The sequence below is a fragment of the Sphingopyxis sp. SCN 67-31 genome (assembly GCF_001725095.1).
The window spans coordinates 29,881-55,418 of sequence record NZ_MEFH01000068.1 but is presented as its reverse complement, the minus strand read 5'-3'; the positions used below and the strand labels follow the sequence as shown (position 1 = coordinate 55,418).

Annotated in this window: 24 protein-coding genes; 13 read left to right on the top strand and 11 right to left on the bottom strand. The window is 69.7% G+C overall.

What is annotated here, in order from left to right; all coding sequences use genetic code 11:
- Nucleotides 1–66 precede the first annotated feature (66 nt).
- Together mutS and ABS88_RS14295 are read left to right on the top strand one after the other, a co-directional pair.
- On the top strand, nt 67–2,739 hold the full coding sequence (mutS, locus tag ABS88_RS14300; RefSeq protein ID WP_076073409.1) for a DNA mismatch repair protein MutS: 2,673 nt from the start codon (nt 67–69) through the stop codon (nt 2,737–2,739).
- Nucleotides 2,736–5,495 (top strand): [protein-PII] uridylyltransferase, encoded by a 2,760-nt coding sequence (locus ABS88_RS14295; RefSeq protein WP_076073410.1) that lies wholly within the window; start codon nt 2,736–2,738, stop codon nt 5,493–5,495. The genes mutS and ABS88_RS14295 overlap by 4 nt, the downstream gene beginning before the upstream one ends.
- A 6-nt stretch (nt 5,496–5,501) precedes the next feature.
- On the opposite strand, the gene pheT is transcribed toward ABS88_RS14295, so the two are convergent.
- The 8 genes from pheT to ABS88_RS14255 all read right to left on the bottom strand — a co-directional run bounded on the left by pheT (nt 5,502) and on the right by ABS88_RS14255 (nt 13,497).
- A complete protein-coding gene (gene pheT, locus ABS88_RS14290) occupies nt 5,502–7,898 on the bottom strand; it encodes a phenylalanine--tRNA ligase subunit beta (RefSeq protein WP_286750018.1) in 2,397 nt (798 codons plus the stop codon).
- Nucleotides 7,895–8,977 (bottom strand): phenylalanine--tRNA ligase subunit alpha, encoded by a 1,083-nt coding sequence (gene pheS / locus ABS88_RS14285; RefSeq protein ID WP_286750017.1) that lies wholly within the window; start codon nt 8,975–8,977, stop codon nt 7,895–7,897. Before pheS ends, pheT begins: the two co-directional genes overlap by 4 nt.
- Nucleotides 8,978–9,095: 118 nt before the next feature.
- Entirely contained in the window at nt 9,096–9,998 is a 903-nt protein-coding gene (locus tag ABS88_RS14280; protein WP_083674927.1) for a helix-turn-helix domain-containing protein, read from the bottom strand.
- 331 nt (nt 9,999–10,329) lie between these two features.
- Nucleotides 10,330–10,695, bottom strand: coding sequence for a 50S ribosomal protein L20 (gene rplT / locus ABS88_RS14275; RefSeq protein ID WP_067112161.1), 366 nt, complete (start codon nt 10,693–10,695; stop codon nt 10,330–10,332).
- A gap of 12 nt (nt 10,696–10,707) precedes the next feature.
- Nucleotides 10,708–10,911, bottom strand: coding sequence for a 50S ribosomal protein L35 (gene rpmI, locus ABS88_RS14270; protein ID WP_067112163.1), 204 nt, complete (start codon nt 10,909–10,911; stop codon nt 10,708–10,710).
- A gap of 373 nt (nt 10,912–11,284) precedes the next feature.
- Nucleotides 11,285–11,635, bottom strand: a complete 351-nt coding sequence (locus ABS88_RS14265; protein ID WP_067113564.1) for a GFA family protein — start codon at nt 11,633–11,635, stop codon at nt 11,285–11,287.
- A gap of 25 nt (nt 11,636–11,660) precedes the next feature.
- Nucleotides 11,661–12,443, bottom strand: coding sequence for a histidinol-phosphatase (hisN, locus tag ABS88_RS14260; protein WP_286750016.1), 783 nt, complete (start codon nt 12,441–12,443; stop codon nt 11,661–11,663).
- Nucleotides 12,444–12,561: 118 nt separating this feature from the next.
- Nucleotides 12,562–13,497: a ribose-phosphate pyrophosphokinase gene (locus tag ABS88_RS14255; RefSeq protein ID WP_076073414.1), complete on the bottom strand. Its 936-nt coding sequence runs from the start codon at nt 13,495–13,497 to the stop codon at nt 12,562–12,564.
- A gap of 151 nt (nt 13,498–13,648) precedes the next feature.
- On the opposite strand from ABS88_RS14255, the gene ABS88_RS14250 reads away from it, so the two are divergent.
- The 6 genes from ABS88_RS14250 (at nt 13,649) to ABS88_RS14225 (ending at nt 20,773) form a co-directional block, all read left to right on the top strand.
- A complete protein-coding gene (locus tag ABS88_RS14250; protein ID WP_076073415.1) occupies nt 13,649–15,310 on the top strand; it encodes an NAD+ synthase in 1,662 nt (553 codons plus the stop codon).
- A gap of 317 nt (nt 15,311–15,627) precedes the next feature.
- Nucleotides 15,628–16,938 (top strand): glutamate--tRNA ligase, encoded by a 1,311-nt coding sequence (gene gltX / locus ABS88_RS14245; protein ID WP_076073416.1) that lies wholly within the window; start codon nt 15,628–15,630, stop codon nt 16,936–16,938.
- A gap of 357 nt (nt 16,939–17,295) precedes the next feature.
- Nucleotides 17,296–18,021, top strand: a complete 726-nt coding sequence (locus ABS88_RS14240) for an energy transducer TonB (protein WP_104960207.1) — start codon at nt 17,296–17,298, stop codon at nt 18,019–18,021.
- A gap of 504 nt (nt 18,022–18,525) precedes the next feature.
- Nucleotides 18,526–18,693, top strand: a complete 168-nt coding sequence (rpmG, locus tag ABS88_RS14235) for a 50S ribosomal protein L33 (RefSeq protein ID WP_067113762.1) — start codon at nt 18,526–18,528, stop codon at nt 18,691–18,693.
- A 326-nt stretch (nt 18,694–19,019) separates the two neighbouring features.
- Nucleotides 19,020–20,300 carry an SDR family oxidoreductase gene (locus ABS88_RS14230; RefSeq protein WP_076073418.1) on the top strand — a complete coding sequence of 427 codons (1,281 nt, stop codon included), beginning with the start codon at nt 19,020–19,022 and terminating at the stop codon, nt 20,298–20,300.
- Nucleotides 20,297–20,773: a DUF2269 family protein gene (locus ABS88_RS14225; RefSeq protein WP_067113767.1), complete on the top strand. Its 477-nt coding sequence runs from the start codon at nt 20,297–20,299 to the stop codon at nt 20,771–20,773. Before ABS88_RS14230 ends, ABS88_RS14225 begins: the two co-directional genes overlap by 4 nt.
- 4 nt (nt 20,774–20,777) lie before the next feature.
- Here ABS88_RS14225 and ABS88_RS14220 read toward each other — a convergent pair whose 3' ends face one another.
- Complete coding sequence (locus tag ABS88_RS14220; RefSeq protein WP_067113769.1) at nt 20,778–21,263, bottom strand: Lrp/AsnC family transcriptional regulator; 486 nt, start codon at nt 21,261–21,263, stop codon at nt 20,778–20,780.
- Between the two features lie 150 nt (nt 21,264–21,413).
- Between ABS88_RS14220 and ABS88_RS14215 the strand changes: the two genes are divergently transcribed.
- Entirely contained in the window at nt 21,414–21,575 is a 162-nt protein-coding gene (locus ABS88_RS14215) for a hypothetical protein (protein ID WP_156483138.1), read from the top strand.
- 219 nt (nt 21,576–21,794) lie between these two features.
- On the opposite strand, the gene ABS88_RS14210 is transcribed toward ABS88_RS14215, so the two are convergent.
- Nucleotides 21,795–22,157, bottom strand: coding sequence for a response regulator (locus ABS88_RS14210; protein WP_067113488.1), 363 nt, complete (start codon nt 22,155–22,157; stop codon nt 21,795–21,797).
- Between the two features lie 87 nt (nt 22,158–22,244).
- Here ABS88_RS14210 and ABS88_RS14205 point away from each other — a divergent pair, with 87 nt between their 5' ends.
- From ABS88_RS14205 to ABS88_RS14190, 4 genes are all read left to right on the top strand, one after another.
- Nucleotides 22,245–22,517, top strand: coding sequence for a DUF3572 family protein (locus tag ABS88_RS14205; RefSeq protein WP_067113486.1), 273 nt, complete (start codon nt 22,245–22,247; stop codon nt 22,515–22,517).
- A complete protein-coding gene (locus ABS88_RS14200; protein WP_076073419.1) occupies nt 22,514–23,146 on the top strand; it encodes a hypothetical protein in 633 nt (210 codons plus the stop codon). Before ABS88_RS14205 ends, ABS88_RS14200 begins: the two co-directional genes overlap by 4 nt.
- Nucleotides 23,147–23,172: 26 nt before the next feature.
- A complete protein-coding gene (locus ABS88_RS14195) occupies nt 23,173–23,637 on the top strand; it encodes a RidA family protein (RefSeq protein ID WP_104960210.1) in 465 nt (154 codons plus the stop codon).
- A 150-nt stretch (nt 23,638–23,787) separates the two neighbouring features.
- Nucleotides 23,788–24,936 (top strand): GNAT family N-acetyltransferase, encoded by a 1,149-nt coding sequence (locus ABS88_RS14190; protein WP_076073420.1) that lies wholly within the window; start codon nt 23,788–23,790, stop codon nt 24,934–24,936.
- A 282-nt stretch (nt 24,937–25,218) separates the two neighbouring features.
- Here the strand turns inward: ABS88_RS14190 and ABS88_RS14185 are convergent, their stop codons facing one another.
- Nucleotides 25,219–25,533 (bottom strand): SEL1-like repeat protein, encoded by a 315-nt coding sequence (locus ABS88_RS14185; protein ID WP_067113472.1) that lies wholly within the window; start codon nt 25,531–25,533, stop codon nt 25,219–25,221.
- Between the last annotated feature and the right edge of the window lie 5 nt (nt 25,534–25,538).

Here is a 25,538-nt window from a genome sequence, read left to right as displayed (position 1 = left end):
TCCCACTCTTCCACGAAGGCCATGCGCGAACTTGCCATGCCGCCCTCAATCACTAAGCAGGGTTCGATGTCCGCAACCGCCCGCACCGCCGCCAACAGCAACGCCGCCCCCGCCGCGACGCCGATGATGGCGCAATATTGGTCGCTCAAGGAAAAGGCGGGCGACTGCCTGCTCTTCTACCGCATGGGCGATTTCTTCGAGCTGTTCTTCGACGATGCGAAGGCGGCCGCCGCGACGCTCGACATCGCGCTGACGTCGCGCGGCGAGCATGGCGGAGAGCCGGTGCCGATGTGCGGCGTGCCGGTCCATTCGGCCGAATCCTATCTCGCGCGGCTGATCCGCGCCGGACACCGCGTCGCCATCGCCGAACAGGTCGAAACCCCGGCCGAGGCGAAGGCGCGTGGCGGGTCGAAGGCGCTCGTCGCGCGCGCCATCGTGCGGTTCGTGACGGCGGGGACGCTGACCGAGGAGGCGCTGCTCGAAGGGCGCAGCGCCAACCGGCTCGCCGCGCTCGCGCAGGTCGGCAGCGAAAGCGAGATCGCGATCGCCGCCGCCGATATTTCCACCGGCCGCTTCGAAGTCGTCGCGGTCCGCCCCGATCAGGTCGACGCCGAACTCGCGCGGCTCGCGCCGTCCGAACTGCTGGTGAGCGAAACCGCCGAAGCGCTTCCCGCCTGGACCGCGCGGCAGGTGGTGCGCCGCCCGGCCGGCGAATTTTCGAGCGGTGCCGGGCAGAAGCGGCTCGAGTCGCTGTTCGCGGTCCAGACGCTCGACGGCTTCGGCGCCTTCACCCGCGGCGAAATCGCGGCGATGGGCGCGATCGCCGCCTATCTCGACCATGTCGGCACCGGCGGTGCGGTCTTTCTCCAGCCGCCGGTGCGCCACAGCGCGTCGGGGCGGATGGCGATCGATGCGGCGACGCGCGAAAGCCTGGAACTCGTCCGTACGATGGCGGGAACGCGCGACGGCAGCCTGCTCGGCACCATCGACCGGACCGTGACCGCGGCCGGCGCGCGGCTGCTCGCCGACGATCTCGCGAGCCCGCTGACCGACAAGGGCGCGATCCTCGACCGGCTCGACCTTGTCGATGCACTCGCGCGCGACGCGCTGTGGCGCGGCGAATTGCGCGCTGCGCTGCGCGCGCTGCCCGATGCGGGCCGCGCACTCGGCCGCCTCGTCGCGGGGCGCGGCGGTCCGCGCGACCTCGCGCAGCTTCGCGATGCGCTCGGCGGCGCGCGGCTGCTGCGCGAACGGCTCGCGCGGCGGCCCGACCTGCCGCCGCTGCTCGCCCGGCTGCTTCCGGGGCTCGACGGGCACGGTGCGCTGGTTGACGAACTGTCGCGCGCGCTGATCGAGACGCCGCCGGTCGATGCCGCGCAGGGCGGCTATATCGCCGAAGGCTATGACGCCGCGCTCGACGCGCTGCGCGAGACCGCGCGCGACGGGCGCAAGGCGATCGCGGCTCTGGAGGCGCGCTATCGCGACCGCACCGGCATCGCCTCGCTCAAGATCCGCCACAATGGCGTGCTCGGCTATCATGTCGAGGTGCCCGCGAAGCATGCCGACGCGCTGATGGCGCCCGAATCGGGCTTCACCCACCGCCAGACGCTCGCGGGCGTCGTGCGCTTCAACGCGTCCGACCTGCACGAGGCGGCGAGCCGGGTGACGCAGGCGGGCGTGCACGCGGTCGCCGCCGAGGCGGCGCACCTCGAAGCGTTGACCGAGGCCGCGGTAGCGCGGCGCGAGGCGATCGCCGCGAGCTGCGACGTGCTCGCGCGGCTCGACGTCGCCGCCGCGCTCGCCGATCATGCGATGAGCCACAACTGGTGCCGTCCCGACCTTGCCGACGATCCGTGCCTCGACGTGTCGGGCGGACGCCATCCGGTGGTCGAGGCGGCGCTGGCGAAAAGCGGCGAGCGCTTCGTGCCCAACGACGTCTCGCTGTCCGAGGCCGACCGGCTGTGGCTCGTCACCGGCCCCAACATGGGCGGCAAATCGACCTTCCTGCGCCAGAACGCGCTGATCGTCGTGCTCGCGCAGGCGGGCGCCTTCGTGCCCGCCGCGTCGGCGAAGCTGGGGCTCGTCGACCGGCTGTTCAGCCGTGTTGGGGCGAGCGACAATCTGGCGCGGGGCCGCTCGACCTTCATGGTCGAGATGGTCGAGACCGCGGCGATACTCGCACAGGCGACGCCGCAAAGCTTCGTGATCCTCGACGAGGTCGGGCGCGGCACCTCGACCTATGACGGGCTCGCGCTCGCCTGGTCGGTGGTTGAGGCGGTGCACGAGGCGAACCGCTGCCGCTGCCTGTTCGCGACGCATTATCACGAGCTGACGCGGCTCGCCGAAACGCTGAACGCGCTGTCGCTTCATCATGTCCGCGCACGCGAATGGCAGGGCGATCTGGTGCTGCTGCACGAGGTCGCCGAGGGGCCCGCCGACCGCAGCTACGGCCTCGCCGTCGCGCGGCTCGCAGGGGTGCCCGCGGGCGTCGTCAGGCGCGCCGAGGCGGTGCTCGCGAAGCTGGAGGCGGGCCGCGAGGCGACCGGCGGCCTGGCCGTGGGGCTCGACGACCTGCCGTTGTTCGCCGCGACGATCGCCGAGGCGCCCGCGGCGAAGCCCGACGCGCTGCGCGAGGCGCTTGCCGTCATCGACCCCGATGCGCTCGCGCCGCGCGAAGCGCTCGATGCGCTCTACCGGCTGAAGCAGCTATGGGCCGAGCAGGAGGGGAGCGGGCGATGAGCGACCTGTTCGCGCATCTCGACGACCGCCGCGCGATTATCGACCGGCGCGCGCTGGCGGGGCGGCTCGATGCGCTGGCGGCCGAGACGGGCGATACCGGGCAGCGCCGCCGCGCGATGGTCGCGCTGCTTCGGCAGGCGCTCGACGCGGGGCGCGCGGAGATCGGCCGCCGGCTGCTGCTCCATCCGTCGGCAGGGCGGGTGACGGCGCATGCGACCGCTTTTCTGACCGACCAGATCGTCCGCCTGAGCCACGATTTCACGGTCCACCACCTCTATCCGGCGAGCAACCCGTCGGCGGGCGAGCGGCTGACGCTGGTCGCGGTCGGCGGCTATGGCCGCGGCGACATGGCGCCGTTCAGCGACGTCGACATCGGCTTCCTGACCCCGTTCAAGCAGACGAGCTGGACTGAGCAGGTGATCGAGGCGCAGCTCTATACGCTGTGGGATCTTGGGCTGAAGGTCGGCCATTCGTCGCGCTCGCTCGACGAGATGATCCGCGCCGCGAAGGAGGATCTGACGGTGCGCACCGCGCTGCTCGAGGCGCGTTTCGTGTGGGGCGACCGAGCGCTCTACGATCAGGCCTCGGCGCGTTTCGATGCCGAGGTGGTTGCGGGCAATGCGCGCGCCTTCGTCGCCGACAAGCTGGCCGAGCGCGACGAGCGGCACAAAAGGATGGGCGATTCGCGCTATGTCGTCGAACCCAATGTGAAGGAGGGGAAGGGGGGGCTGCGCGACCTTCACACCCTGTTCTGGATCGGCAAGTTCATCCACCGCGTGCGCACCGTTCCCGAACTGGTCGACGCCGGGCTGCTCACCAGCCGCGAACTGCGCCAGTTCGCGCGCGCCGAGAATTTCCTGCTCGCCGTCCGCTGCCATCTCCACATGCTCGCGGGGCGTGCCGAGGACCGGCTGACCTTCGACGTCCAGCGCGAGATCGCGGCGCGGATGCAGTTCGCCGAGCGGCCGGGCAAGAGCGCGGTCGAGCGGTTCATGCAGCTCTATTTCCTCCATGCGAAGAGCGTCGGCGACCTCACCGGCACCTTCCTCGCGCATCTCGACGATCAGCTTGCGGCGCGCGGTCGCCGCTTCCTGCCGACGATCCGGCGACGGCCGGGCAAGCTGGGCGGTTTCGTGCTCGATCGCGGCCGGCTGGCGCTGCCGTCGGACGACTTCTTTCAGCAGGATCCGGTGCGGCTGATCGAGATTTTCGCGCTCGCCGACCGGCATGGCCTCGAAATCCACCCGCAGGCGATGCGCCAGGCGCGCCACGACGCCAAACTGATCGAGACGCAGGGCGTGCGCCGCGTCGCGCGCGCGAATGCCCTGTTCCTCGACGTGCTGACGTCCCCGCGCGACCCCGAAACGGTGCTGCGCTGGATGAACGAGGCGGGGGTGTTCGGCCGCTTCGTGCCCGATTTCGGCCGCGTCGTCGCGCAGATGCAGTTCGACATGTATCATCATTATACGGTCGACGAGCACACGATCCGCGCGATCGGCCTGCTTTCGGACATCGAACAGGACCGGTTGAAGGACGATCATCCGCTGTCGACCGCGATCATGCAGCATGTCCAGTCGCGGCGCGTCATCTATGTCGCGGTGCTGCTCCACGACATCGCCAAGGGGCGCGGCGGCGATCACAGCATCCTGGGTGCCGAACTCGCACTGCGCGTCTGCCCGCGGCTCGGGCTGACCGAGGCGGAGACCGAGACGGTGTCGTGGCTGGTGCGTCATCACCTGCTGATGGCGGCGACGGCGTTCAAGCGCGACCTCGCCGATTTCAAGACGATCCTCGACTTCGCGCAGATCGTCCAGAGCCCCGAGCGGCTGCGCCTGCTGCTCGTCCTCACCGTCGTCGATATCCGCGCGGTCGGCCCCGGCGTGTGGAACAGCTGGAAGCGGCAGTTGCTGGCCGAATTGTTCGACGCCGCCGAAGAGGTGCTGCGCCTCGGCCACAAGCAGCGCGGGCGGGCGGCGCGGATCGCGGGCAAGAAGGAGGAGGCGCAGCGCCTGCTCGCACTCGACGACAAGGCGTTCGCGCGGCTCGCGAGGCGGCTTCCCGAAAGCTATTGGATCGCCGAGCCGGTCGAGGTGATCGCGGCGAACCTGATCCATATCCAGAAGGCCGGCGGCGCCCCGCTGCATATTGCGGCGGTGCCCGACGACGATCGCGGCGCGACGCTGGTGATGGTGCTCGCGGCCGACCATCCGGGGCTCTTCTATCGCATCGCCGGGGGCATCCACCTCGCCGGCGGCAACATCATCGACGCGCGTATCCACACGACGCGCGACGGGCTCGCGCTCGATAATTTCCTGGTCCAGGATCCGCTCGGCCGCCCCTTTGCCGAGGCGGAGCAGATCGTCCGCCTGACGCGGGCGATCGAGGATGCGCTGGCGGGCCGCCAGAAACTGCTGCCCAAGCTGGAGGCGCGCGCGCTGCCGCGCACCCGCGCCGAGGCGTTCCGCATCGCGCCGAACGTCTTCATCGACAACAAGGCGTCGAACCGCTTCACCGTGATCGAGGTCAATGCGCAGGACCGCCCGGCACTGCTCAACCAGCTTGCCTATGCGCTGTTCCAGTCGAAGGTGACGGTGCACAGCGCGCATGTCGCCACCTATGGCGAGCGCGCGGTCGACACCTTCTATGTCACCGACCTGATCGGCGACAAGATCGACAGCGCGGCGCGCGTGAGATCGCTGGAAAAGCGCCTGCTCGAAGCCGCCGCGAGCCGCAGCGAGAATGCCGTCGCCGCCTGATCCGGCCTATCCCCGCAGCACCGCGCCCAGTTTCGCGGCGGCGGCGACGATTCTGTCGGCGATCGCCTTCAGATCGGCATCGGTGAAGCTCTTATCCGCCGGTTGCAGTTCGACCTCGACGGCCAGGCTGACCTGTCCTTCGGGAACGCCCTGGCCGGCGAAGCGGTCGAACAGGCGGGCGCCGGTAATCGCGCCCTTGTCGGCGCCCTTCACCGCGCGGACGAGGTCGGCGGCGGCGAGCGTTTCGGGGGCGAGGAAGGCGAAGTCGCGGCGCACCGCCTGCAGCGCGGGCGGCGCAAAGGCCGCGCGGGCCGGACCGCTCGCGCGCTTTGCCGGGATCGCGTCGAGGAAAATCTGCACCGCCATAACCGGCCCGTCGACGTCGAAATGCCGCGTCAGCGCGGGGTGGAGCGCGCCGAACTCGGCGAGCACCGCCTTGGGACCGAGCCGCAGCGTCGCCGCCTGACCGGGATGCCAGATCGCGCCCTGGGCGACCGGTTCCATCACCTGCAGCCGGTCGGCGGGGGCGCCGGCGGCTTCGAGCAGCGCGAGCGCCGCCGCCTTGGCGTCGAACGCGTCGAAGGGCTGCGCCTTGCCCGCCTGCCAACTGCGCGCGCGGCGTTCGCCCGCCATCAGCAGCGCCAGCGTCGGATGCTCGGCATCGGCCAGATAGCGCCGGCCGATCTCGAACAGGCGGATGCTGTCCGCGCCGCGATTCGCGTTGCGCGCGGCCGCGGCGAGCAGGCCCGGCAGCAGCGACGGACGCATCACCTTGAGATCTTCGCTGATCGGGTTGGCGAGCGCCCAGGTGCCGCCGCCGAACGGCGCCGCTTCGCGCTCGCTGACGAAGCTCCACGTCACCGCCTCGTGGAAACCCGCCGCCGCCGCGGCGCGGCGCAGGCGGCGTTCGAGCATCTGGTCGGCGGTTGCGGTCGGTTTCGCCACCCCGTCGCTGCGCGGCAACGGGGTCGAGGGAATGGCGTCGAAGCCGTGGATGCGCGCCACTTCCTCGACGATGTCGGGCGCGGCGTCGACGTCGCGGCGCCAGCTCGGCACCGTGACCTGCCAGCGTGCGCCCTGTTCGATGACCGTGAAGCCCAGCGCCTCCAGAATCTCGCGCTGGCGCGTGGGGTCGATCGCGACGCCGCCCAGCGTCGCGGCGAGCCCGGGGTCGTAATCGACGTGCCGCGCGGCGACCGGCGGGGCGCCTGCGCGCGTCACCGCCGAGGGGGTGCCGCCGCAGATGGCGAGGATGTGCCCGGTGACGATCGCGGCCGCGTCGTCGAGGAAAGCCGGATCGACGCCGCGCTCGAAACGGCTGCGCGCGTCGCTGGCGAGGCCGAGTGCCTGGCCGGTGAGCGCGATACGCTCCGGGGTGAACCAGGCGATTTCGAGCAAGACGTCGGTCGTCGCCTCGCTGCACCCGCTATGCTCGCCGCCCATGATGCCGGCGATGTCGTGGACGCCGGCATCGTCGGCGATCACCGTCATCGTGTCGGTGAGCGTATAGCTCTTGCCGTTGAGCGCGACGACGCTTTCGCCCGCCTTCGCGCGGCGCGCGACGAGCGGTCCGGTCAACGTCGCGCGGTCGTAGATATGGCTCGGGCGGCCGAGGTCGAACATCACATAGTTGCTGATGTCGACGAGCGCCGAGATCGAGCGCTGGCCGATCGCTTCGAGCCGGCGGCGCATCCATTCGGGCGCGGCGCCGTTGGTGACGCCGGCGATCGTGCGGCCATAGAAGGCGGGACAGCCTTCGGGGTCGTGGGTGGCGATCCCGGTCGCGGGCTCGCCTTCGCCGAGGATCGTCGGGACGGCGAGCGGCTTGAGCGTGCCCAGCCCCGCCGCGGCGAGGTCGCGCGCGATCCCTCGCACGCCCATGCAGTCCTGCCGGTTGGGGGTGATCGATATGTCGATCACCGGATCGTTCGTGCCCGCATGGTCGGCGAAGGGCATGCCGACGGGGGCGTCGGCGGGCAGCTCGATGATGCCGTCATGGTCGTCGCCGAGTTCGAGCTCGCGCGTCGAACACATCATGCCGTTCGATTCGACGCCGCGGATCGCCGAGACCTTCAGCTCCATGCCGTTCGCCGGGACGACCGCGCCGGGCAGGCCGAGCACGCCGACGAGGCCGGCGCGCGCGTTGGGGGCGCCGCACACGACCTGCAACGGCGCGCCGCCGTTGACGTCCGGGCCGGCGTCGACGGTGAGCACCTGCAGCTTGTCGGCCTGCGGGTGGCGCTCGGCGGTCAGGACGCGCGCGACGCGGAAGCCGGCGAGCTTCTCGGCCGGATTCTCGACGCCTTCGACCTCATGGCCAATACGGTTGAGGGTCGCGACCACCGCCTCGACGGTCGCGTCGGTGTCGAGATGCTCCCTGAGCCAGTCGAGGGTGATCTTCATGCCGAAATGCCCCCGGACAGCGTCGGAACGCTCAGCGCGCCGAATCCGTAGTGGGACAGCCACCGGAGGTCGCCGTCGAAGAAGGCGCGCAGGTCGTCCATGCCATATTTGAGCATCGCGAGCCGGTCGATGCCGGCGCCGAAGGCGAAGCCCTGCCATTCGTCGGGGTCGAGCCCGCAATTGGCGATGACGCGCCGGTTGACCATGCCGCTGCCGAGCAGTTCCATCCACGCATGCCCTTCGTCGTCGCCGCTGCCGCCGACGATGCGGCGGCCCTTTTCCTGCCGGTATCCGACATCGACCTCCGCCGACGGCTCGGTGAAGGGGAAATAGCTGGGGCGCAGACGCAGCACGATGTCGTCGCGCTCGAAATAGGCCTTGAGGAAGGTTTCGAGCGTCCATTTGAGGTGGCCCATATGGATGCGGCGGTCGATGACGAGACCTTCGACCTGGTGGAACATCGGCGTGTGGGTCGCGTCGCTGTCGCTGCGATAGACGCGCCCCGGCGCGATGATGCGGATCGGCGGCTGCTGGCTCATCATCGTGCGGACCTGCACCGGCGAGGTGTGGGTGCGAAGCAGCATCGGACGGCCATCGGCGTTCGCCATCTGCGGCGGGAAATAGAAGGTGTCGTGCATGGCGCGCGCGGGATGCGTCTCGGGGATGTTGAGCGCGGTGAAATTGCGCCAATCGTCCTCGATCTCGGGCCCGGTGGCGACTGCGAAGCCCATGTCGGCGAAAATCTCCGCCAGCTCGTCCATCGCCTGGCTGACCGGGTGGACGCTGCCCTGCGGCGCAGCGTCGGCGGGGAGCGTCATGTCGAGCCGCTCGGCGGCGAGCCTTTGCTCGAGCGCCGCGGCTTCGAGCGCGGCCTTGCGTGCGGCGAGTGCGCCGGTGACGGCTTCGCGCAGGGCGTGGATCTGCGGTCCGCGCTCCTGCCGCTCCTCGGGGCTCATCGCGCCTAGCGTCTTGAGCAGCGCCGACACGCTGCCCGCCTTGCCGAGCGCGGCGACGCGCAGCGCCTCCAGCGCGTCGAGGTCGGCGGCCGCGGCGATGTCGCCCACAAGCTGGGCCTGCATGGCCTGATATTCGCTCCCCGCCGAGGCGCGCGCGATCGTCTATATGGTGGTTTCCGGATGCCGGGTCGTTCCGCCGCCGCTTGCACCGAAGGCGGCGCGCGGGTCAACCCCGAAGCGCTCAGGCGCCGGGCCGGTGCAGGCCCTGCACCGCTTCGCCCGCGGCGGCGGCGCGGGCGCGGGCGGCGGCGCCGAGGATCGGCTTGGGCCGCGCCGCGTAGGCGCGCGGACTCATCCCCATGAAACGCTGGAAGTCGCGGGTGAACTGCGCCTGGTCGTGATAGTGGTGATCGAGCGTGTCGATCCACGCCATCGTCGGGTCGAGCATGAAGCGGGCAAGGCTGCGCAGGAAGCGCTGGCGGCGGAGCAGCAGCTTGGGCGGAAAGCCGAAGGCCCGGCGGCTCAGTCGCTCGACCGAGCGCGCCGACAGGCCGAGCCGGTCCGCGAGGTCGGCGACGCTCGCCAGTTCCTCGTCGACGAGCGCGCCGTGCGCGGCGCGGATCGCCGGATCGTCGCGCGGCGCGTCGGCGAGCAGCGCGGCGAAATGCGCGTCGATCGTCCGCGCCGCCTCTTCCGCGTCCGCGGCGCGAGGCAGCTGTGCGGCGAGCGGCGCGAAGGAGGCGAAGGCGGGATGCGCTTCGCCGTCGCAGAAACGGTCGGCCAATGCCTCGGCGGACATCGGGACATATTTGGCCCAGCCCATCGGCAACAGGCCGATCCCCCAGACGCGCATCGCGCCGGCCGCGAAATAGCTCGCCTTGCTCGTCGGGCCGGTGGCGATGAAGCGCGGCGCCGGGACCGGGACGCCGCCGCCGATCGCCGCGAGCGGCGCGGTGCCGTCGATGAAGCGCATGTTCGCCCATTCGGGGTGCAGATAATCGTCGACGCGGACCCCCGGCGGGGCGGCGACGTCGGTCAGATAGATGATGCTGGCATAGGGGCGCAGCGCCTCCGACACCGGGAAGAAGCGGGTCGTCACGCGCACATCGGCGCCTGGCCCCTGCGGTTGCGTCGCATCGGTCATGCCCTGTCGCTTCTGCGGACGGATGCGCAAAAAAACAACAAGCTAAGCGACCCGATTGTCGGGTTCTTACAATTATTGTCATCATCCGGACGGCATATGTCACGCCTCTTCGGCGCGGCTTGTGCCAGAGGATGGGAACACTTCCACCGGCCGTCGGCTTTCTGCGACCCACGGCTTAGCGGCTCGGAGGGAGGGGGGCGGTGTATCGCTTTGATCATCGTCGAGACGGCGCGGGGCCTGGCTCCGCGCCGTCTCTCTTTGCGCGGCGCGCACGAAAAAGGGCGGCCCCGGATGGGACCGCCCTCTTGCGATTCGATGGCTCGATCCGGCGTTACGCGGCCTTGGGCAGCGCCGCCTTCGCCTGGGCGATGATCGTGGTGAACACGCCGCCTTCGTTCATCGCCAGATCGGCCATGACCTTGCGGTCGAGTTCGATCCCCGCGAGCTTCACGCCGTGCATGAACTGCGAATAGGTCAGGCCTTCGGCGCGGACCGCCGCGTTGATGCGCTGGATCCACAGAGCGCGGAAGCTCCGCTTCTTCACCTTGCGGTCGCGATAGGCGTACTGGCCGGCCTTCTCGACCGCCTGCTTGGCGATGCGGATCGTGTTCTTGCGGCGGCCGTAATAGCCCTTCGCCTGGGCCAGAACCCGGTTGTGCTTGGCGCGCGTGGTCGTGCCGCGTTTGATACGGGACATGGGGTCCGCTCCTTACTTCAGGCCGTAGGGCGCCCAGAGGCGCACATGGGCGGTATCGGCATCGCTGAGCACGCTGGTGCCGCGATTGGTGCGGATATATTTCGCATTGTGCGAGATCAGGCGGTGGCGCTTGCCGGCGACGCCGTGCTTCACCTTGCCCGAGGCGGTGAACTTGAAGCGCTTCTTCACACCGCTCTTGGTCTTGAGCTTGGGCATTTTGGTCTCCTTTGGAAGTCCGTTTGCGTATCGGCCTGGCAGCCCTTTCAGCCAGCCGACACAATCGGAAGGCGCGCGCCTAGCGGGATTCGCGCCGAAATGCAAGCCTCGCGCAAGATCCGGTCATTGCGAGCGAAGCGAGGCAATCTCCAGCCATCGAGGCTTCCGCATGCCGGAGGCTGCGGGTTGCCACGCCCCCCGGATCAAGTCGGCATATACCCTTCAGGCAAGTCAGGAGCCATTCCCCGGCGAAAGCCGGGGTCCAGATGGCACAGCGCTGCCTCGTATGGACCCCGGCTTTCGCCGGGGAACAGTGACTTGACGGAAAAGGGAGGATTGCCGATCAAGTCCGGGGTCCTCGCAATGACGAGGTTCAGAAGCTCGCCCCGTCGACCTTCTGGATCGTCAGCGAATCGAGGTCGGCCGCGGGGACGCAGCGCAGATTGACCGCCGCCATCTTCGCCCCGTCGGGGCCGGTGCCGACCGAAAAGCCCTGACAGCCGCAGTCGGTGCAGAACTGGTGGTCGATATTATGCTTGTTGAACTTGTAGGAGGCGAGCTTGTCGGCGCCGCCGGTCAGCCGGAACTTGTCGATCGGCACGAAGGTCAGCAGGAACCCCTTGCGCCGGCAGTGCGAGCAGTTGCAGCTCATCGCCGTGTCGGGGATGTCGCCTTCGACCGTATAGGTCACCGCGCCGCAATGGCAGCTTCCGTCGAACGCCATGGTCTTCTCTCCCTGGGTCTTGGCCCTAATGGTGGCAGGCGAGGCCCTCGATAACATCTTCGAGCCGCGCGGGATCGCCCAATGCGACGACATGGCCGTCGCTGTCGGCGTTCAGCGGATCGCCGTTCCAGTCGCACATCGTGCCGCCCGCGCCCTCGACGATCGGCACCAGCGCCGCGAAATCGTGGAGCTTCAGCCCCGCCTCGACCACCAGGTCGACATGGCCGCTCGCCAGCAGGCCGTAATTGTAGCAGTCGCCGCCGAAGAACATGCGCTTGTGCGCGGTCTTTGCCGCGAGCGCCATGAAATGCGCGCCATCGTGATCGCTGAAATATTGCGGTCCCGTCGTCGCGAGCGCCGCGTCGGCGAGGCTGCGGCAGGCGCGCGTCGCGGCGGGACGGCCGTTGAACAGCGTTGCTTGTCCGGTAGCGCCGACCCAGCGTTCGCGCGCGATCGGCTGGTCGATGATGCCGAGCACGGGCCAGCCGTCCTGCAGGAGCGCGATCAGCGTGCCGAAGATCGGCCGGCCGGCCATGAAGCTGACCGTGCCGTCGATCGGGTCGAGCACCCACTGGCGCGCGGCGTCGGGCCGCTCGGCGCCATATTCCTCGCCGATGATGCCGTCGCGCGGCGCTTCGGCATCGAGCAGGCGGCGCATCGCGGCCTCGGCGGCGCGGTCGGCCTCGGTCACCGGCGAGTCGTCACCCTTCGCCTCGTGCGCGAAACCGGCGCGGAAATGGGGGCGGATCACGGCGCCCGCGGCGTCGGCGAGACGGATGGCGAGGGCGATGTCGGATTCGAGGGTCATGCCGGAAACCTCCATATCCCGTTCGCGTCGAGCGCAGTCGAGACACCCCGAAGGCATGCACGAACGATGAGCGTCTCGACTTCGCTCGACACGAACGGAATCTCGAAAATGTCGCGCCTCAATCGAACAGCGACGATACGCTGGTTTCGTCGGCGATGCGCTTGATCGCCTCGCCGAGCAGCGGCGCGACGGTCAGCGCGCGCACCTTGTCGCTGTCGTTGACCGCCTCGGTCGGCATGATCGAGTCGGTGATGACGAGTTCGGTCAGTTCGCTCGCGTTGACGCGCGCCACCGCGCCGCCCGACAGCACGCCGTGGGTGCAATAGGCGACGACGCCCTCTGCCCCCTGCGCCTTCAGCGCGGCGGCGGCGTTGCACAGCGTCCCCGCCGAATCGACGATGTCGTCGATCAGGATGCAGAAGCGCCCCGACACGTCGCCGATGATGTTCATCACCTCTGATTCGCCGGCGCGCTCGCGGCGCTTGTCGACGATCGCCAGCGGCGCGTTGTCGAGCCGCTTGGCGAGCGCGCGGGCGCGCACCACGCCGCCGACGTCGGGCGAGACGACCATCAAATTGCGGTCGCCGAAGCGCGCCTGGATGTCGGCGCTCATCACCGGCGCGGCATAGAGATTGTCGGTCGGGATGTCGAAGAAGCCCTGGATCTGCCCGGCGTGCAGGTCGATCGCGAGCACGCGGTCGGCGCCCGAGGTGGTGATGAGGTTGGCGACCAGCTTGGCCGAGATCGGGGTGCGCGGACCGGGCTTGCGGTCCTGCCGCGCATAGCCGAAATAGGGGATGACGGCGGTGATGCGCTTGGCCGAGGCGCGGCGCAGCGCGTCGGTGATGATCAGCAGTTCCATCAGATTGTCGTTCGCCGGATAGTTGGTCGGCTGGATGACGAACACGTCCTGGCCGCGGACATTCTCGTGAATCTCGACGAACACCTCTTCGTCGGCGAAGCGGCGCACGCTGGTGTCGGCGAGCGGCAATTCCAGATAGTCGGCGATCGCGCGGGCCAGGGGAAGATTGCTGTTGCCGGAAATGAGTTTCATGCGTGGCCCCTTGTCGCGGTGTGGTGGGGAAGGATGCGCGCCCCTTAACCAGCGGGCACGCGAAGGGGAAGGGGGTAAAGGCGGGCGGGCGGTCGCGAACGCGGCGACGCTCGGCGGTTGAAATCGGGGCGGTTGCGCTTAAACCCCTGCCATGACCGAACAGCTTACCATCGTCCTGTCGCAGATGACGCAGGCGGTCGGCGACCTTGCCGCCAACGCCGATGCGATGCGCGCGGCGCGCGCGCGGCACCCCGACGCCGACCTGATCCTGTTTCCCGAACTGCAGCTGATCGGCTATCCGCCCGAGGATCTGGTGCTGAAGCCGGCGCTGGCCCGGCGCGCGGCGGCGCTGCTCGGCGACCTGGCGGCCGAGACCGGCGACGGCGGTCCGGCGATGCTGGTCGGGTCGGTCGAGCGGGGCGACGACGGACGACTCTATAATATCGTCGCGCTGCTCGACGCGGGGCGGGTGGTCGCGACGCGGCGCAAGCACGAACTGCCCAATTACGGCACCTTCGACGAAAAGCGCGTGTTCGCGCCGGGGCCGCTGCCCGACGTCGTCACGTGGCGCGGGGTACGGCTGGGCCTGCCGATCTGCGAGGACGGCTGGCTGCCGACGGTGTGCGGGCATCTGGCGGCGCAGGGGGCCGAGCTGCTGATCTCGGTCAACGGCAGTCCCTATGAGATCGACAAGGACGACCGCCGCCTGACGCAGGTGTTCGCGGCGCGTGTCGCCGAAACCGGGTTGCCGCTGATCTTCCTCAACCGCGTCGGCGGGCAGGACGAGCTGGTGTTCGACGGCTGCTCGTTCGTGCTGAACGCCGACGGGGCGCCCGCGCACCGGCTGATCGACTGGGCGGAGGAGGATCGCGTCACGCGCTGGACGAAGGGAGCGGACGGCTGGGCGTGCGCGCCCGGCGACCTCGCCGAATGGGAGGCGCACCCCGCCGACATCTACAGCGCGATGATCGTCAGCCTGCGCGACTATGTGACGCGCAACGGCTTTCCCGGCGTCGTGCTCGGCCTGTCGGGGGGGATCGATTCGGCGCTGTGCGCCGCGATCGCCGCCGATGCGCTGGGGCCGGACAAGGTCTGGTGCGTGATGCTGCCGAGCCGCTTCACCAGCGCCGAAAGCCTCGACGATGCGCGGGGCTGCGCGCAGATGATCGGGTGCCGGCTCGACACCATCGCCATCGGCCCCGCGGTCGAGGCGTTCGACGCGATGCTGGCGGACAGCTTCGCCGGCCGCGCGGTCGATGCGACCGAGGAGAATATCCAGTCGCGCATCCGCGGGGTGACGCTGATGGCGCTGTCGAACAAGTTCGGGCCGATGCTGCTGACCACCGGCAACAAGAGCGAGATGAGCGTCGGCTATGCGACCATCTATGGCGACATGGCGGGCGGCTACAACCCGCTGAAGGATGCATACAAGACGACGGTGTTCGCCATCGCGCGGTGGCGCAACGCGCATGTCCCGCGGCTGTCGCGCAACCCGCGCGCGCCGGTGATGCCCGATTCGGTCATCACCAAGCCGCCGAGCGCCGAGCTGCGCCCCGACCAGAAGGACGAGGACAGCCTGCCTCCCTATGCGGACCTCGACCGGATGCTGCACATGCTGGTCGAGGAGGAAGCGAGCGTCGACGATGTCGTGGCGCGCCACGGCTTCGACCGCGCGGCGGTGGCGCGGATCGAGCGGCTGCTGATGCTCGCCGAATACAAGCGGCGGCAGGCGCCGCCGGGGGTGAAGCTGTCGACGCGCAACTTCGGCCGCGACCGGCGCTATCCGATCACCCACAGGTTCCGGACGGGGTAGGACGACGTTCGGAACGATTCGCGCAGAGGCGCAGAGATCGCAGAGAGTCCGGTTCAGGCGAAGGCGCGAAAGCGCGAAGAGGTCGCCTTTGCCGCGAAGCGGCTTTCCCTATCCCGCCGCATCCCGCGGCAGCGGGGTCTGAAACAGGACACCATCGGCCACATCTTTTTCGCGTCTTCGCGTGACCCTCTTTTTTCCCTTCTTCATTTTCTCCGCGATCTCTGCGCCTCTGCGCGCAAGAATCGCCTGGCACCGCCGCTCGTCGGCGCGAACCATATATTCCCACCGGCCCCGCAAAGCCGCTATAGGCGCGCATCATGACCGTCATCACCCGCTTCGCGCCCTCGCCAACCGGCAATCTCCATGTCGGCAACGTCCGCACCGCGCTGCACAACTGGCTCTGGGCGCGCAAGCATGGCGGGCGTTTCCTGCTGCGCATCGACGACACCGACCGCGAGCGGTCGAAGGAGGACTATGTCGAGGCGATCCGCACCGACCTTGCGTGGCTGGGGCTCGACGTCGACGGCGAGGAGCGGCAGTCGGCACGCTTCGCGCTCTATGACGAGGTGTTCGCGCGGCTGAAGGCGGCGGGGCGCGTCTATGCCTGTTACGAGACGCCCGAGGAGCTGGACATCCGGCGCAAGGTGCTGCTGTCGCGCGGGCTGCCGCCGGTGTACGAGCGCCGGCCCGACGGGGCGCCGGTGCCCGAAGGGCGCGCGCCGCACTGGCGCTTCCGGCTCGACCATGACGCGCCGATCGCATGGACCGACCTGATTCGCGGGCCGCAGCATTTCGAGCCGAAGACGCTGTCCGACCCGGTGGTGCGGCGCGCCGACGGAAGCTGGCTTTATCTGCTGCCGAGCGTGATCGACGATATCGCGATGGGCATTTCGCACGTCGTGCGCGGCGAGGATCATGTGTCGAACACCGCGGCGCAGATCCAGATGTTCGAAGCGCTGGGCGCGGCACCCCCCGCCTTTGCGCACGAGGCGCTGCTCGTCGGCACCGGGGGCAAATTGTCGAAGCGGCTCGGCGCGCTCGGCATGGCGGACTGGCGCGCGGCGGGGATCGAGCCGATCGCGCTCGCGGCGCTGCTCGCGCGGCTGGGGACGAGCGACCCGGTCGAGCCGGTGACGACGCTCGAGCCGCTGATCGCGGGCATCGACTTCGCGCGCTTCGGCCGCGCCCCGGCGCGCTTCGACGAGGCCGAGCTGGCGCTGCTGAATCAGAAGATCCTCCACCACACCCCCTATGCCGCGGTCGCGCCGCGCCTGCCCGCGGCGATCGACGAAGCGCGCTGGACCGCGATCCGCCCGAACCTGGCGACGGTGGCGGAGGCGGCCGACTGGGTGGCGGTGTTCGACGGCCCCTTCGCGCCGCCCGCGCCCGACGCGGCCGACCGGCCGGTGCTCGCAGCAGCGGCGGTGGCGGCGCCGGCGATCGACTGGAGCGCCGACCCCTGGCACGCGCTGACCGGCGCGGCAAAGGCGGCGACGGGCGCGAAGGGCCGCGCGCTGTTCCTGCCGCTGCGCCGCGCGCTGACCGGGCGCGACCACGGGCCCGACATGGGCGAGCTGCTGCCGCTGATCGCGAGGGACGAGGCGATCGCGCGGCTGTCGGCGGCATAGACGGGGCGGCTGTCCCGCCTCTGTCCGACGCACCGCCATGCTAAAACGCGTTGGCATCATCCCTTTTGGATAGGCAAATGTACCCCGGCGAAAGCCGGCGTCCACGCGGGGGGCCGCACCATGCCATCTGGACCCCGGCTTTCGCCGGGGTACAAGCTCCTACATGTCCGAAGAACCTGTGCGCCAAGCCAAGTCGGCATGACGACTGAAAAAGCGACGGAGCGTCCCCGGCATCTTGTCCTCCCCGCCTCTCCATTGACATTTGCAGTGATGTTATATTATTACATCAATCGACCCGACCGATAGCGGCGGTCGATACGCGGCGGGGCCGGGTCGGCACAGGCAAGGAGAGATGCCATGACGCTGATACCCCTGATTTCGGCCCTCGCGGCGGCGCCGGAGCGCGCCCCTGCCCCCGCCGGCACCCCCGCACCGGGCGCGCGCTACGACCCCGGCGCCGGGCACCGCCCGCTGGCGGCGCTGTTCGCCTTTGGCGTGCCCGCGGCGCTCGTCGTCGCGGTGGCACTGTCGCCGATGATCATCGAGCGCACGCCGACGAGCGCGCCGGTGCCGTGGAAAAGCTTCACCCTGCCCCCGGCGCCGCCGCCCGAACCCCAGCCGCAGCCGCCGCAGGCCGAACCGCAGCCGTCGGCGATGACGACGACGGTCTCGCCGCTGCCGCCGGTCGCGGCGGACCCGCCGTCGGTGCCGCCCGCGCCGCCGCTGACGCCGCCGTCGGGCAGCGGGGCGGGCGTGGCGGTCGCGGTCGATCCGCCGGCCCCGCCGCGCCCGGCGCTCGTCGCCGCCGCGGTCGATCCGCGCTTCGCCGGGACGTTCCAGCCCGACTATCCCGCGCGCGAGCAGCGCGCCGGGATCGAGGGCGTCGTCCGCGTCCGCGTGCTGATCGGCACCGACGGACGGGTCAAGGCGGTCGAGCTGGTCAGCACCGACGACCCCGCCTTCTTCGAGGCGACGCGCAAGCGCGCGCTGTCGAAATGGCGCTTCAAGCCCGCGACGCGCGGCGGCGTGCCCGAGGAAAGCTGGAAGGAGATGACCGTCCGCTTCCAGATCCGCGACGCCTGACGGCGGCGGGCCTGCGGGGAGCGGAGCGGATGGTGCTGCCCCGTTCCCACGCCGCATCGTTGTCCGTCATGCGGAACTGGTTTCAGCATCCATGACCGGACCCTGCGACAGGCACCGCCCGGCTTTTGCCGGGCCGCTCGAAGTGTGGTTGTCTTTGAGCGAACAGGCATGTGCTCCCGCGAAGGCGGGAGCCCAGAGTGTCGGAGAGCCAGCGTTGGCGCGATGAGGCTCTGGGTCCCCGCCTGCGCAGGGACACGGCGGTGCTCGATTCAAGAACGATCCAGCCACGCGGTCGATAAACGGGTTTGTCCAAGCTGGCGCAACCTCTCGCCCGGCCCCGCTTTCGCTTGACATAAGCACCGAATCCCGCCAAGGGCGCCGGGATGAAGGGGGGCGGCGTGCGACGCGGCCCTCTTTGTTTTTCAGCAATCGCCGGGGCCATCGTCCCGCCGCATGCGCCGGACGGGCCGGCGGATGCGTCAATAGTTCGAGGAACATGAGGCCATGGCCAAGCCGACGACCGTCAAGATCAAGCTGGTGAGCACCGCCGACACGGGCTTTTTCTATGTCACAAAGAAGAACCCGCGCACGATGACCGAGAAGATGGCGGTGCGCAAATACGACCCCGTCGCGCGCAAGCACGTCGAGTTCAAGGAAGCCAAGATCAAGTGACGCCGCGCCCGGCGCGCCGATGGCGCGCGGGGTTCGAAAGCGCGTCATCCGGCAAAGGCCGGACGATGGACAGAAGGGCGGCCGCGAGCCGCCCTTTTTCGTGCCCGGCGGTGTGGGGCGGCTTTCGGGGCCGTCCTGTCGGGGTTGAAGCGTATCCCGCCCCATCAGGAGAGGGGTGGGGACAGCGGCCTTGCGCAAGGGTTCGAGCCCTCACCCCCGACCCCTCCCGCAAGCGGGAGGGGAGATTGCTTCTTCGCCGTGCTCCTCGCAATGACGATTCCCTATCATGTCATCATGCTCTAACCCGCTGGGCGGAAGGAGCGGGCATGCGGGTGATGATCCTGGGGGCCGCCGGTTTCATCGGCCGGCACATTCTGACCGCGCTGCGCGACGCGGGGCACGAGGCGGTCGCGGTGGTTCGCCGGGTCGGGCACCTCGAGGCGGCATTTCCGGGGGTTCGGTTCGTGGCGGTCGACCTGGCCGGAGCGACCGATGCGGCGGCGTGGCGCACGCATCTGGACGGCGTCGCCTGCATCGTCAACGCCGCGGGCGTGCTGCGCGGGCCCGATATGGAGGCAGTCCACGTCGCGATGCCGCGCGCTCTGTATGCCGCCGCGCGCGAGGCGGGGGTCGCGCGCGTGGTGCTGCTGTCCGCGATCAGCGCCCGCGAGGAGGTCGGCACCGACTATGCGCGCGCGAAACTGGCGGGCGAGGCCGTGCTGCGCGCCTCGGGGCTCGGCTGGACGATCCTGCGCCCGTCGCTCGTCTATGGCGACGGCAGCTATGGCGGCACCTCGCTGCTGCGCGGAATGGCGGGGCTGCCGCTGGCCGTCCCGCTGCCCGGCGCGGGCGACCAGCGCTTCACCCCGATCCATGTCGACGATCTGGCGCGCGACGTGGCGCGCCTGTGCGCCGACGACCGCTTTGCCGGGCGGACGCTCGAGCCGGTGGGGCCAGAGACGATCGACCTGCGCGGCCTGCTGCGCGCCTATCGCGGCTGGCTGGGGTTCGGCGCGGCGCGCTTCGTGTCGATCCCGATGCCGGTCATGCGCCTGCTCGGCCGGATCGGCGACCTTGCGGGCGACGGGCCGATCGCGAGCAACAGCCTGGCGCAGCTCGTCGCGGGCAACGCCGGCGACAGCGCCGCCTATGCCCGCGAAACCGGCAGCGCGCCGCGCCGGCTGAACGATGCGCTCGCGGCGCGCCCGGCCGAGGTACAGGACCGCTGGCACGCGCGCCTCTTCTTCCTCGCGCCCGCGATCCGCGCGATACTGGCGCTGCTGTGGCTCGCCTCGGCATGGCTCGGGCTGACGCATGGCGGCGAAGCGGCGCGCGCGCTGGCGGCGAGCCTGGGGCTGCCCGCCGGCCTGGCCGACCCGCTGCGCATCGGCGCCAGCCTGGCCGATATCGCGGTGGCGGCGCTGGTGCTGCTCGACCGCAAGGCGCGCTGGAGCACGGTCGTCCAGATCGGCCTGATCCTCGGCTACACGATCGTCATCGGCCTCGCGCTGCCGCGCCTGTGGCTCGATCCGCTGGGTCCGCTGCTCAAGAATCTGCCGATCCTGCTGCTCGTCGCGGTGCACGGCGCCATCGGGGACAAGAGATGACCGACCTCTATCTGCTGGTGAAGATGCTGCACATCGTCAGCAGCACCGTGCTGTTCGGCTTCGGCGCCGGGACCGCCTGGTATCTGTGGAACGCCCATCTGACGCGCGACCCGGCGACGATCGCCGCCATCGGCCGCATGGTGGTGCGCGCCGACTGGATCTTCACCGGCACCAGCGGCGTCGTGCAGCCGGCGAGCGGCTTGTGGCTCGCGCATCACGCGGGCTATCCGCTGACCGAGCCGTGGCTGCTCGCGACATATGCGCTCTATGCGCTGGCCTTTGCCTGCTGGGCGCCGGTCGTCGGCCTGCAGATTCGTGCGCAGCGGCTTGCCGAGGCGGCGGCGCGCGCCGGGCGGCCGCTGGGGCCGGATTACGAGCAGACGATGCGGCTGTGGTTCCTGCTCGGCTGGCCCGCGTTTCTGGGGCTGGTCGGCGTCTTCTGGCTGATGGTGGCGAAGCCGGCGCTCTGGTGAGCGGTCACAGGTCGCGCAGGGGGCGGCGCGAGGCGTCGTCCTCGACGATCGTGCGGATCGCGATCAGCGTGGTGAAGGAATGCACGCCCTTATCCTCGCCGAGCGCGCGGCGCGTGAAGGCTTCATATTCCTCCATCGACCCGACCTGCACCTTCAGCAGGAAGTCGTCCTCGCCGGTCACGTCCCACGCGCCGGTGATTTCGGGGTGGCGCGCGATCTCGCGCGCGAAGCCGTCCATCGTCTGCGCGCCCGCCTGTTCCATCCGCACCAGCACATGCATGGTCAGCGCCGATCCGGTCAGCGCCGGGTCGACGATCGCGCGGTCGGCGACGATCACCTTTTCGTCGCGCAGCCGCCGCAGCCGCCGCAACACCGCCGACACCGACAGCCCCACCTTGTCGGCGAGAGTCCGCGCGGGTTCGAGATTGTCGGCGCGCACCAGTTCGAGCAGCCGGCGGTCGAAACGGTCGAGGTCGATCTTTTTTCGCATTCCTTGCGTCATAACGCGAATTTTGGTCGCCGCCATGACCAAAATCGGCGCCAATGGCCGGGCCCGATGGCGTAGATCATGGCTGCGCCAAGGGCTTCTCCCCTCCCCTCCCTTCTCCTTGCGCGCAACGATCGATTCAGGAGATACGACATGACTCGCAACGCATCCCGTTCGGGCCCGATCGGCCAGTTCTGGACCATGATGATCGAAGCATCGACCGCCGCGGTGGCGGTCCATTATGATTCGCCGTGGCAGCGGCAGCCCGCGCCGGCGGGCCTGCGCCGGACCGCGCGGCGTTCCGTCCTCGCCTGATCGCGGGCGGGGCTGGAGCGGCCGTCTTTGGATGACGCTCCGGTCGACCCGTCATTGCGAGCGGCGAAGCCGCGCGGCAATCCAGAGCGGTGTAAACCGCCCTGGATTGCTTCGCTCCGCTCGCAATGACGAAGTGGGCCAATCCAGGGTCGTCATGTTCCAGTCCTGGGCATCGGAAACCGCCTTCTGCGCCGGGACACATCGATTGATGGGACGGTCCTAGGCGAAGGCGCCGACGCTTTCGATGAAGCGGATCACCGATATGGGTTTCGAGACATAGGCTTCCGCCCCCGCGGCGCGGATCTGTTCCTCGTCGCCCTTTCCCGCATAGGCGGTCACCGCCATGATCGGCACCGCGCGCAGCGCCGGGTCGGCCTTGACCTGGCCGATCAGTTCGAGCCCGCTGACGTGCGGCAGCTGGATGTCCATGATGATCAGGTCGGGCGCGATCTCGCGCGCCTTCGCCAGCGCGTCGCGGCCGTCGCGCACCGGGTGCGCGCTGTAGCCGTGGGCGTTGAGCAGGTCGCAGAACAGGCGCAGGTTGAGCTCGTTATCCTCGACGACCAGGACGGTCTTTCCCATGATCTGCCGCTTTCCCCGCTTGCGTCCGCGGCTCGTTTAGGCGAATCGGCGGCCGGACACAATTGCTTCCCATGGAAGGATCGCCTCTTGCGGGATGATGACGCGGCGCTGGCGCTGCGGGCGCTCGGCTGGATCGTCGGCGACGAGTCGCGCGCCGAGCGGCTGCTCGCGACGACCGGGCTGACGCCCGATGGCCTGCGCGCCGCGCTGGGGCAGCGCGCGACGCTGGCGGCGGTGCTCGCCTTCCTGACCGCGTACGAGCCCGACCTTGTCGCCTGCGCCGCGGCACTCGATATAGAGCCGGAGGCGCTGGCCGCCGCGGCGCGCCGACTGGAAGGACAGGAAGGACAGGAAGCATGACTCGCCCGCTCGTCATCAGCGATTGCGACGAGGTGCTGATGCACATGGTCGTGCCCTTCGCGCAGTGGGTCGACGAGGCGCACGGCGTGCTGTTCCGCATGGAGGACACGAGCTTCGCCAATGCGCTGAAGCGCAAGGCGTGCGGCACGCCGCTGGAGGCGGCCGAGGTGTGGCCGCTGCTCGACGGATTCTTCCGCACCGAGATGGCGCGGCAATATCCGATCCCCGGCGCGGTCGCCGCGATGGCCGCGATCGCGCGCGTCGCCGACATCGTCATCCTGACCAACGTCGGCCCCGACCACCAGCAGCGCCGCGCCGACCAGCTCGCCGCGCTGGGCCTCGACGCGCCGGTGATCGGCAGCCGCGGCGGCAAGGGCGAGCCGGTGCGCCGGCTGATCGAGGAGCGCGCGCCGAGCGTCACGATATTCATCGACGACTTGCCGAATCACCACCATTCGGTCGCCGCCGCGGCGCCCGACGTGTGGCGGCTGCACATGGTCGGCGAGCCCGCGATCGCCGGCCGGATTCCCGCCGCCGCGCACGCGCACGCGCGCATCGACGAGTGGACCGCGGCGCGCGAGTGGATCCTCGCGCGCATCGCCGGAAACCTGCCGGCCCCGGCCCTTTGACCCGACAACCGATGGAAGGATTTACGATGGATATTGCCGCCAAGCTTGCCGAACTCGGCCTCGACCTGCCGACGCCCGCCGCGCCGGTCGCCGCCTATGTGCCCGTCGTCGAGCAGGGGGGGCTGCTGCACGTCAGCGGGCAGCTGCCGTTCCGCGACGGGCAACTCGTCACCGGGCGGCTGGGCGCCGACATGGACGAGGCGAGCGGCTATGACGCCGCGCGCCGCTGCGCGCTGATGATCGTCGCGCAGGTCGGCAAGGCGGTCGACGGCGACTGGTCGCGCGTCGAGCGAATCGTCAAGCTGGGCGTGTTCGTGAACAGCGATCCCGGTTTCACGCAGCAGCCCAAGGTCGCGAACGGCGCGTCGGAACTGATGGAATCGCTGTTCGGCGAGGCCGGGCGCCATGCGCGCAGCGCGGTCGGCGTTCCGGTGCTGCCGCTGGGCGCTGCGGTCGAGGTCGACGCCATCGTGGCGGTGCGGCCGGCGTAGGAAATCGCCTTGCGCGACGTCCCATGTCTTTCCGTGTCCCCGCGAAGGCGGGAACCCATCTCCTGCCGGTTCCATCTTGCGCCAACCGGAGATGGACCCCCGCCTTCGCGGGGGAACACGGCCTTTCCTTTCCTCGTCGGCGGCGTCTGAATGGCCGACGCCGACCCGCCCGCGCGGACGATTTCGCTCGGCACCGGGGTCGCCGCGGTCGAGGCGGCGGCGTGGGACGCGCTGGCGGGGGGCGCCAATCCCTTCGTCGGCCATGCCTTTCTGTCGCTGCTTGAGGAATCGGGAAGCGTCGGGCCGAGGACGGGCTGGCAGCCGGCGCCGCTGCTGGTCGACGACGGCGCGGGCGCGCTGGTCGCCGCGGCGCCCGCTTACCTGAAGACGCACAGCCAGGGCGAATATGTCTTCGACCACGGCTGGGCCGACGCGTGGGCGCGTGCGGGCGGCGCCTATTACCCAAAGCTGCAGATCGCGGTGCCCTTTACCCCGGTGCCGGGGCCGCGGCTGCTGGCGGCGGGGGACGAGGACGCGCGGCTGCTGATCCGCGCCGCCGAGGCGGTGGTGCGGCAGAACGAGCTGTCGTCGGCGCATGCGACCTTCGTCGCGCCCGAACAGATGCCGCTGTTCGAGGCGGCAGGATGGCTGGTGCGGCGCGACGTCCAGTTCCATTTCGCCAATCCCGGCTATCGCAGTTTCGACGATTTTCTCGCCACGCTGACCTCCGCCAAGCGCAAGCAACTGCGCAAGGAGCGCGCGCGCGCGGTGGTGGGGCTGCGGATCGAGCAGGTGACGGGCGATGCGATCGGCCCCGCGCACTGGGATGCGATGTGGGCCTTCTATCAGGACACCGGCGGGCGCAAATGGGGGCACCCCTATCTGACGCGCGCGGCGTTCGACCTGATCGGCGCGCGGATGGCCGATCGCGTGCTGCTGATCGTCGCCTATGACGGCGATACGCCGGTCGCGGGGGCGATGCACCTGATCGGCGCCGACACGCTTTATGGCCGCTATTGGGGCTGTGTGGCCGACATCCCCTATCTGCATTTCGAGCTTTGCTATTACCGCGCGATCGACGTCGCGATCGAACGCGGGCTGGCGCGCGTCGAGGCGGGCGCGCAGGGCGGGCACAAGCTCGCGCGCGGCTACGGCCCCGTCGCGACCTGGTCGGCGCATTTCATCGCCGACCCGGGGTTCCGGCGCGCGGTGGCAGATTTCCTGGAGCGCGAACGCGCGGCCGAGATGCAGGAAATGGAATGGCTGGAAGGCCATATGCCGTTCCGGCGGGCGGATTGAATCTCACGCAAAGGCGCGAAGGCGCGAAGAAGAAAATCTCACACGAAGACACGAAGAGGACGGTTTCTGCCGTTCTGTCTCGCGATCATCATAGGAGATTATCTGGCCGGACGTTGTCCGGCCCTTTTTCAACCGGCGTCGAAATCGGCGCAACGATCGAGTCGCATCACGCCCTCTTCGTGTCTTCGTGTGAGATTATCCGAAAACCGGCCATGCAATTCTCTTCGCGCCTTCGCGCCTTTGCGTGAGATTCCAGAACGCCCACGCAGACCGGGCAAGACGTCAGGCCGCGAAGCGGCGGGCGGCGGGACGGCGGGCGGTCTCGTCGAGCCAGGCGCGCGCCTGGCGCTGCGCCTCGGCGATTTCGTCGCGGCTCATTTCGTTCGACACGTCGGCGCGGCACTGCTGGCCTTCGACATTGCCGCCGAGCGCGGCGAGGTTGAACCATTTATGCGCCTGGATCAGGTCGACATCGACCCCGCCGGTGCCGGTCGAGAATGCGACGCCCAGGTCGAAATAGGCACTCGCATCGCCGCGCGCGGCGTCGAGCAGCCGGCTTTCGATCAGATATTGGGCAGACTTCAGACTGTTCGCCATGATAA

Coding starts and splice junctions, on each gene's coding strand:
- mutS (WP_076073409.1), top strand. CDS start 67: ATGTCCGCAACCGCCCGCACCGCCGCCAACAGCAACGCCGCCCCCGCC.
- ABS88_RS14295 (WP_076073410.1), top strand. CDS start 2,736: ATGAGCGACCTGTTCGCGCATCTCGACGACCGCCGCGCGATTATCGAC.
- pheT (WP_286750018.1), bottom strand. CDS start 7,898: ATGAAGATCACCCTCGACTGGCTCAGGGAGCATCTCGACACCGACGCG.
- pheS (WP_286750017.1), bottom strand. CDS start 8,977: ATGCAGGCCCAGCTTGTGGGCGACATCGCCGCGGCCGCCGACCTCGAC.
- ABS88_RS14280 (WP_083674927.1), bottom strand. CDS start 9,998: ATGACCGATGCGACGCAACCGCAGGGGCCAGGCGCCGATGTGCGCGTG.
- rplT (WP_067112161.1), bottom strand. CDS start 10,695: ATGTCCCGTATCAAACGCGGCACGACCACGCGCGCCAAGCACAACCGG.
- rpmI (WP_067112163.1), bottom strand. CDS start 10,911: ATGCCCAAGCTCAAGACCAAGAGCGGTGTGAAGAAGCGCTTCAAGTTC.
- ABS88_RS14265 (WP_067113564.1), bottom strand. CDS start 11,635: ATGGCGTTCGACGGAAGCTGCCATTGCGGCGCGGTGACCTATACGGTC.
- hisN (WP_286750016.1), bottom strand. CDS start 12,443: ATGACCCTCGAATCCGACATCGCCCTCGCCATCCGTCTCGCCGACGCC.
- ABS88_RS14255 (WP_076073414.1), bottom strand. CDS start 13,497: ATGAAACTCATTTCCGGCAACAGCAATCTTCCCCTGGCCCGCGCGATC.
- ABS88_RS14250 (WP_076073415.1), top strand. CDS start 13,649: ATGACCGAACAGCTTACCATCGTCCTGTCGCAGATGACGCAGGCGGTC.
- gltX (WP_076073416.1), top strand. CDS start 15,628: ATGACCGTCATCACCCGCTTCGCGCCCTCGCCAACCGGCAATCTCCAT.
- ABS88_RS14240 (WP_104960207.1), top strand. CDS start 17,296: ATGACGCTGATACCCCTGATTTCGGCCCTCGCGGCGGCGCCGGAGCGC.
- rpmG (WP_067113762.1), top strand. CDS start 18,526: ATGGCCAAGCCGACGACCGTCAAGATCAAGCTGGTGAGCACCGCCGAC.
- ABS88_RS14230 (WP_076073418.1), top strand. CDS start 19,020: ATGCGGGTGATGATCCTGGGGGCCGCCGGTTTCATCGGCCGGCACATT.
- ABS88_RS14225 (WP_067113767.1), top strand. CDS start 20,297: ATGACCGACCTCTATCTGCTGGTGAAGATGCTGCACATCGTCAGCAGC.
- ABS88_RS14220 (WP_067113769.1), bottom strand. CDS start 21,263: ATGCGAAAAAAGATCGACCTCGACCGTTTCGACCGCCGGCTGCTCGAA.
- ABS88_RS14215 (WP_156483138.1), top strand. CDS start 21,414: ATGACTCGCAACGCATCCCGTTCGGGCCCGATCGGCCAGTTCTGGACC.
- ABS88_RS14210 (WP_067113488.1), bottom strand. CDS start 22,157: ATGGGAAAGACCGTCCTGGTCGTCGAGGATAACGAGCTCAACCTGCGC.
- ABS88_RS14200 (WP_076073419.1), top strand. CDS start 22,514: ATGACTCGCCCGCTCGTCATCAGCGATTGCGACGAGGTGCTGATGCAC.
- ABS88_RS14195 (WP_104960210.1), top strand. CDS start 23,173: ATGGATATTGCCGCCAAGCTTGCCGAACTCGGCCTCGACCTGCCGACG.
- ABS88_RS14190 (WP_076073420.1), top strand. CDS start 23,788: ATGGCCGACGCCGACCCGCCCGCGCGGACGATTTCGCTCGGCACCGGG.
- ABS88_RS14185 (WP_067113472.1), bottom strand. CDS start 25,533: ATGGCGAACAGTCTGAAGTCTGCCCAATATCTGATCGAAAGCCGGCTG.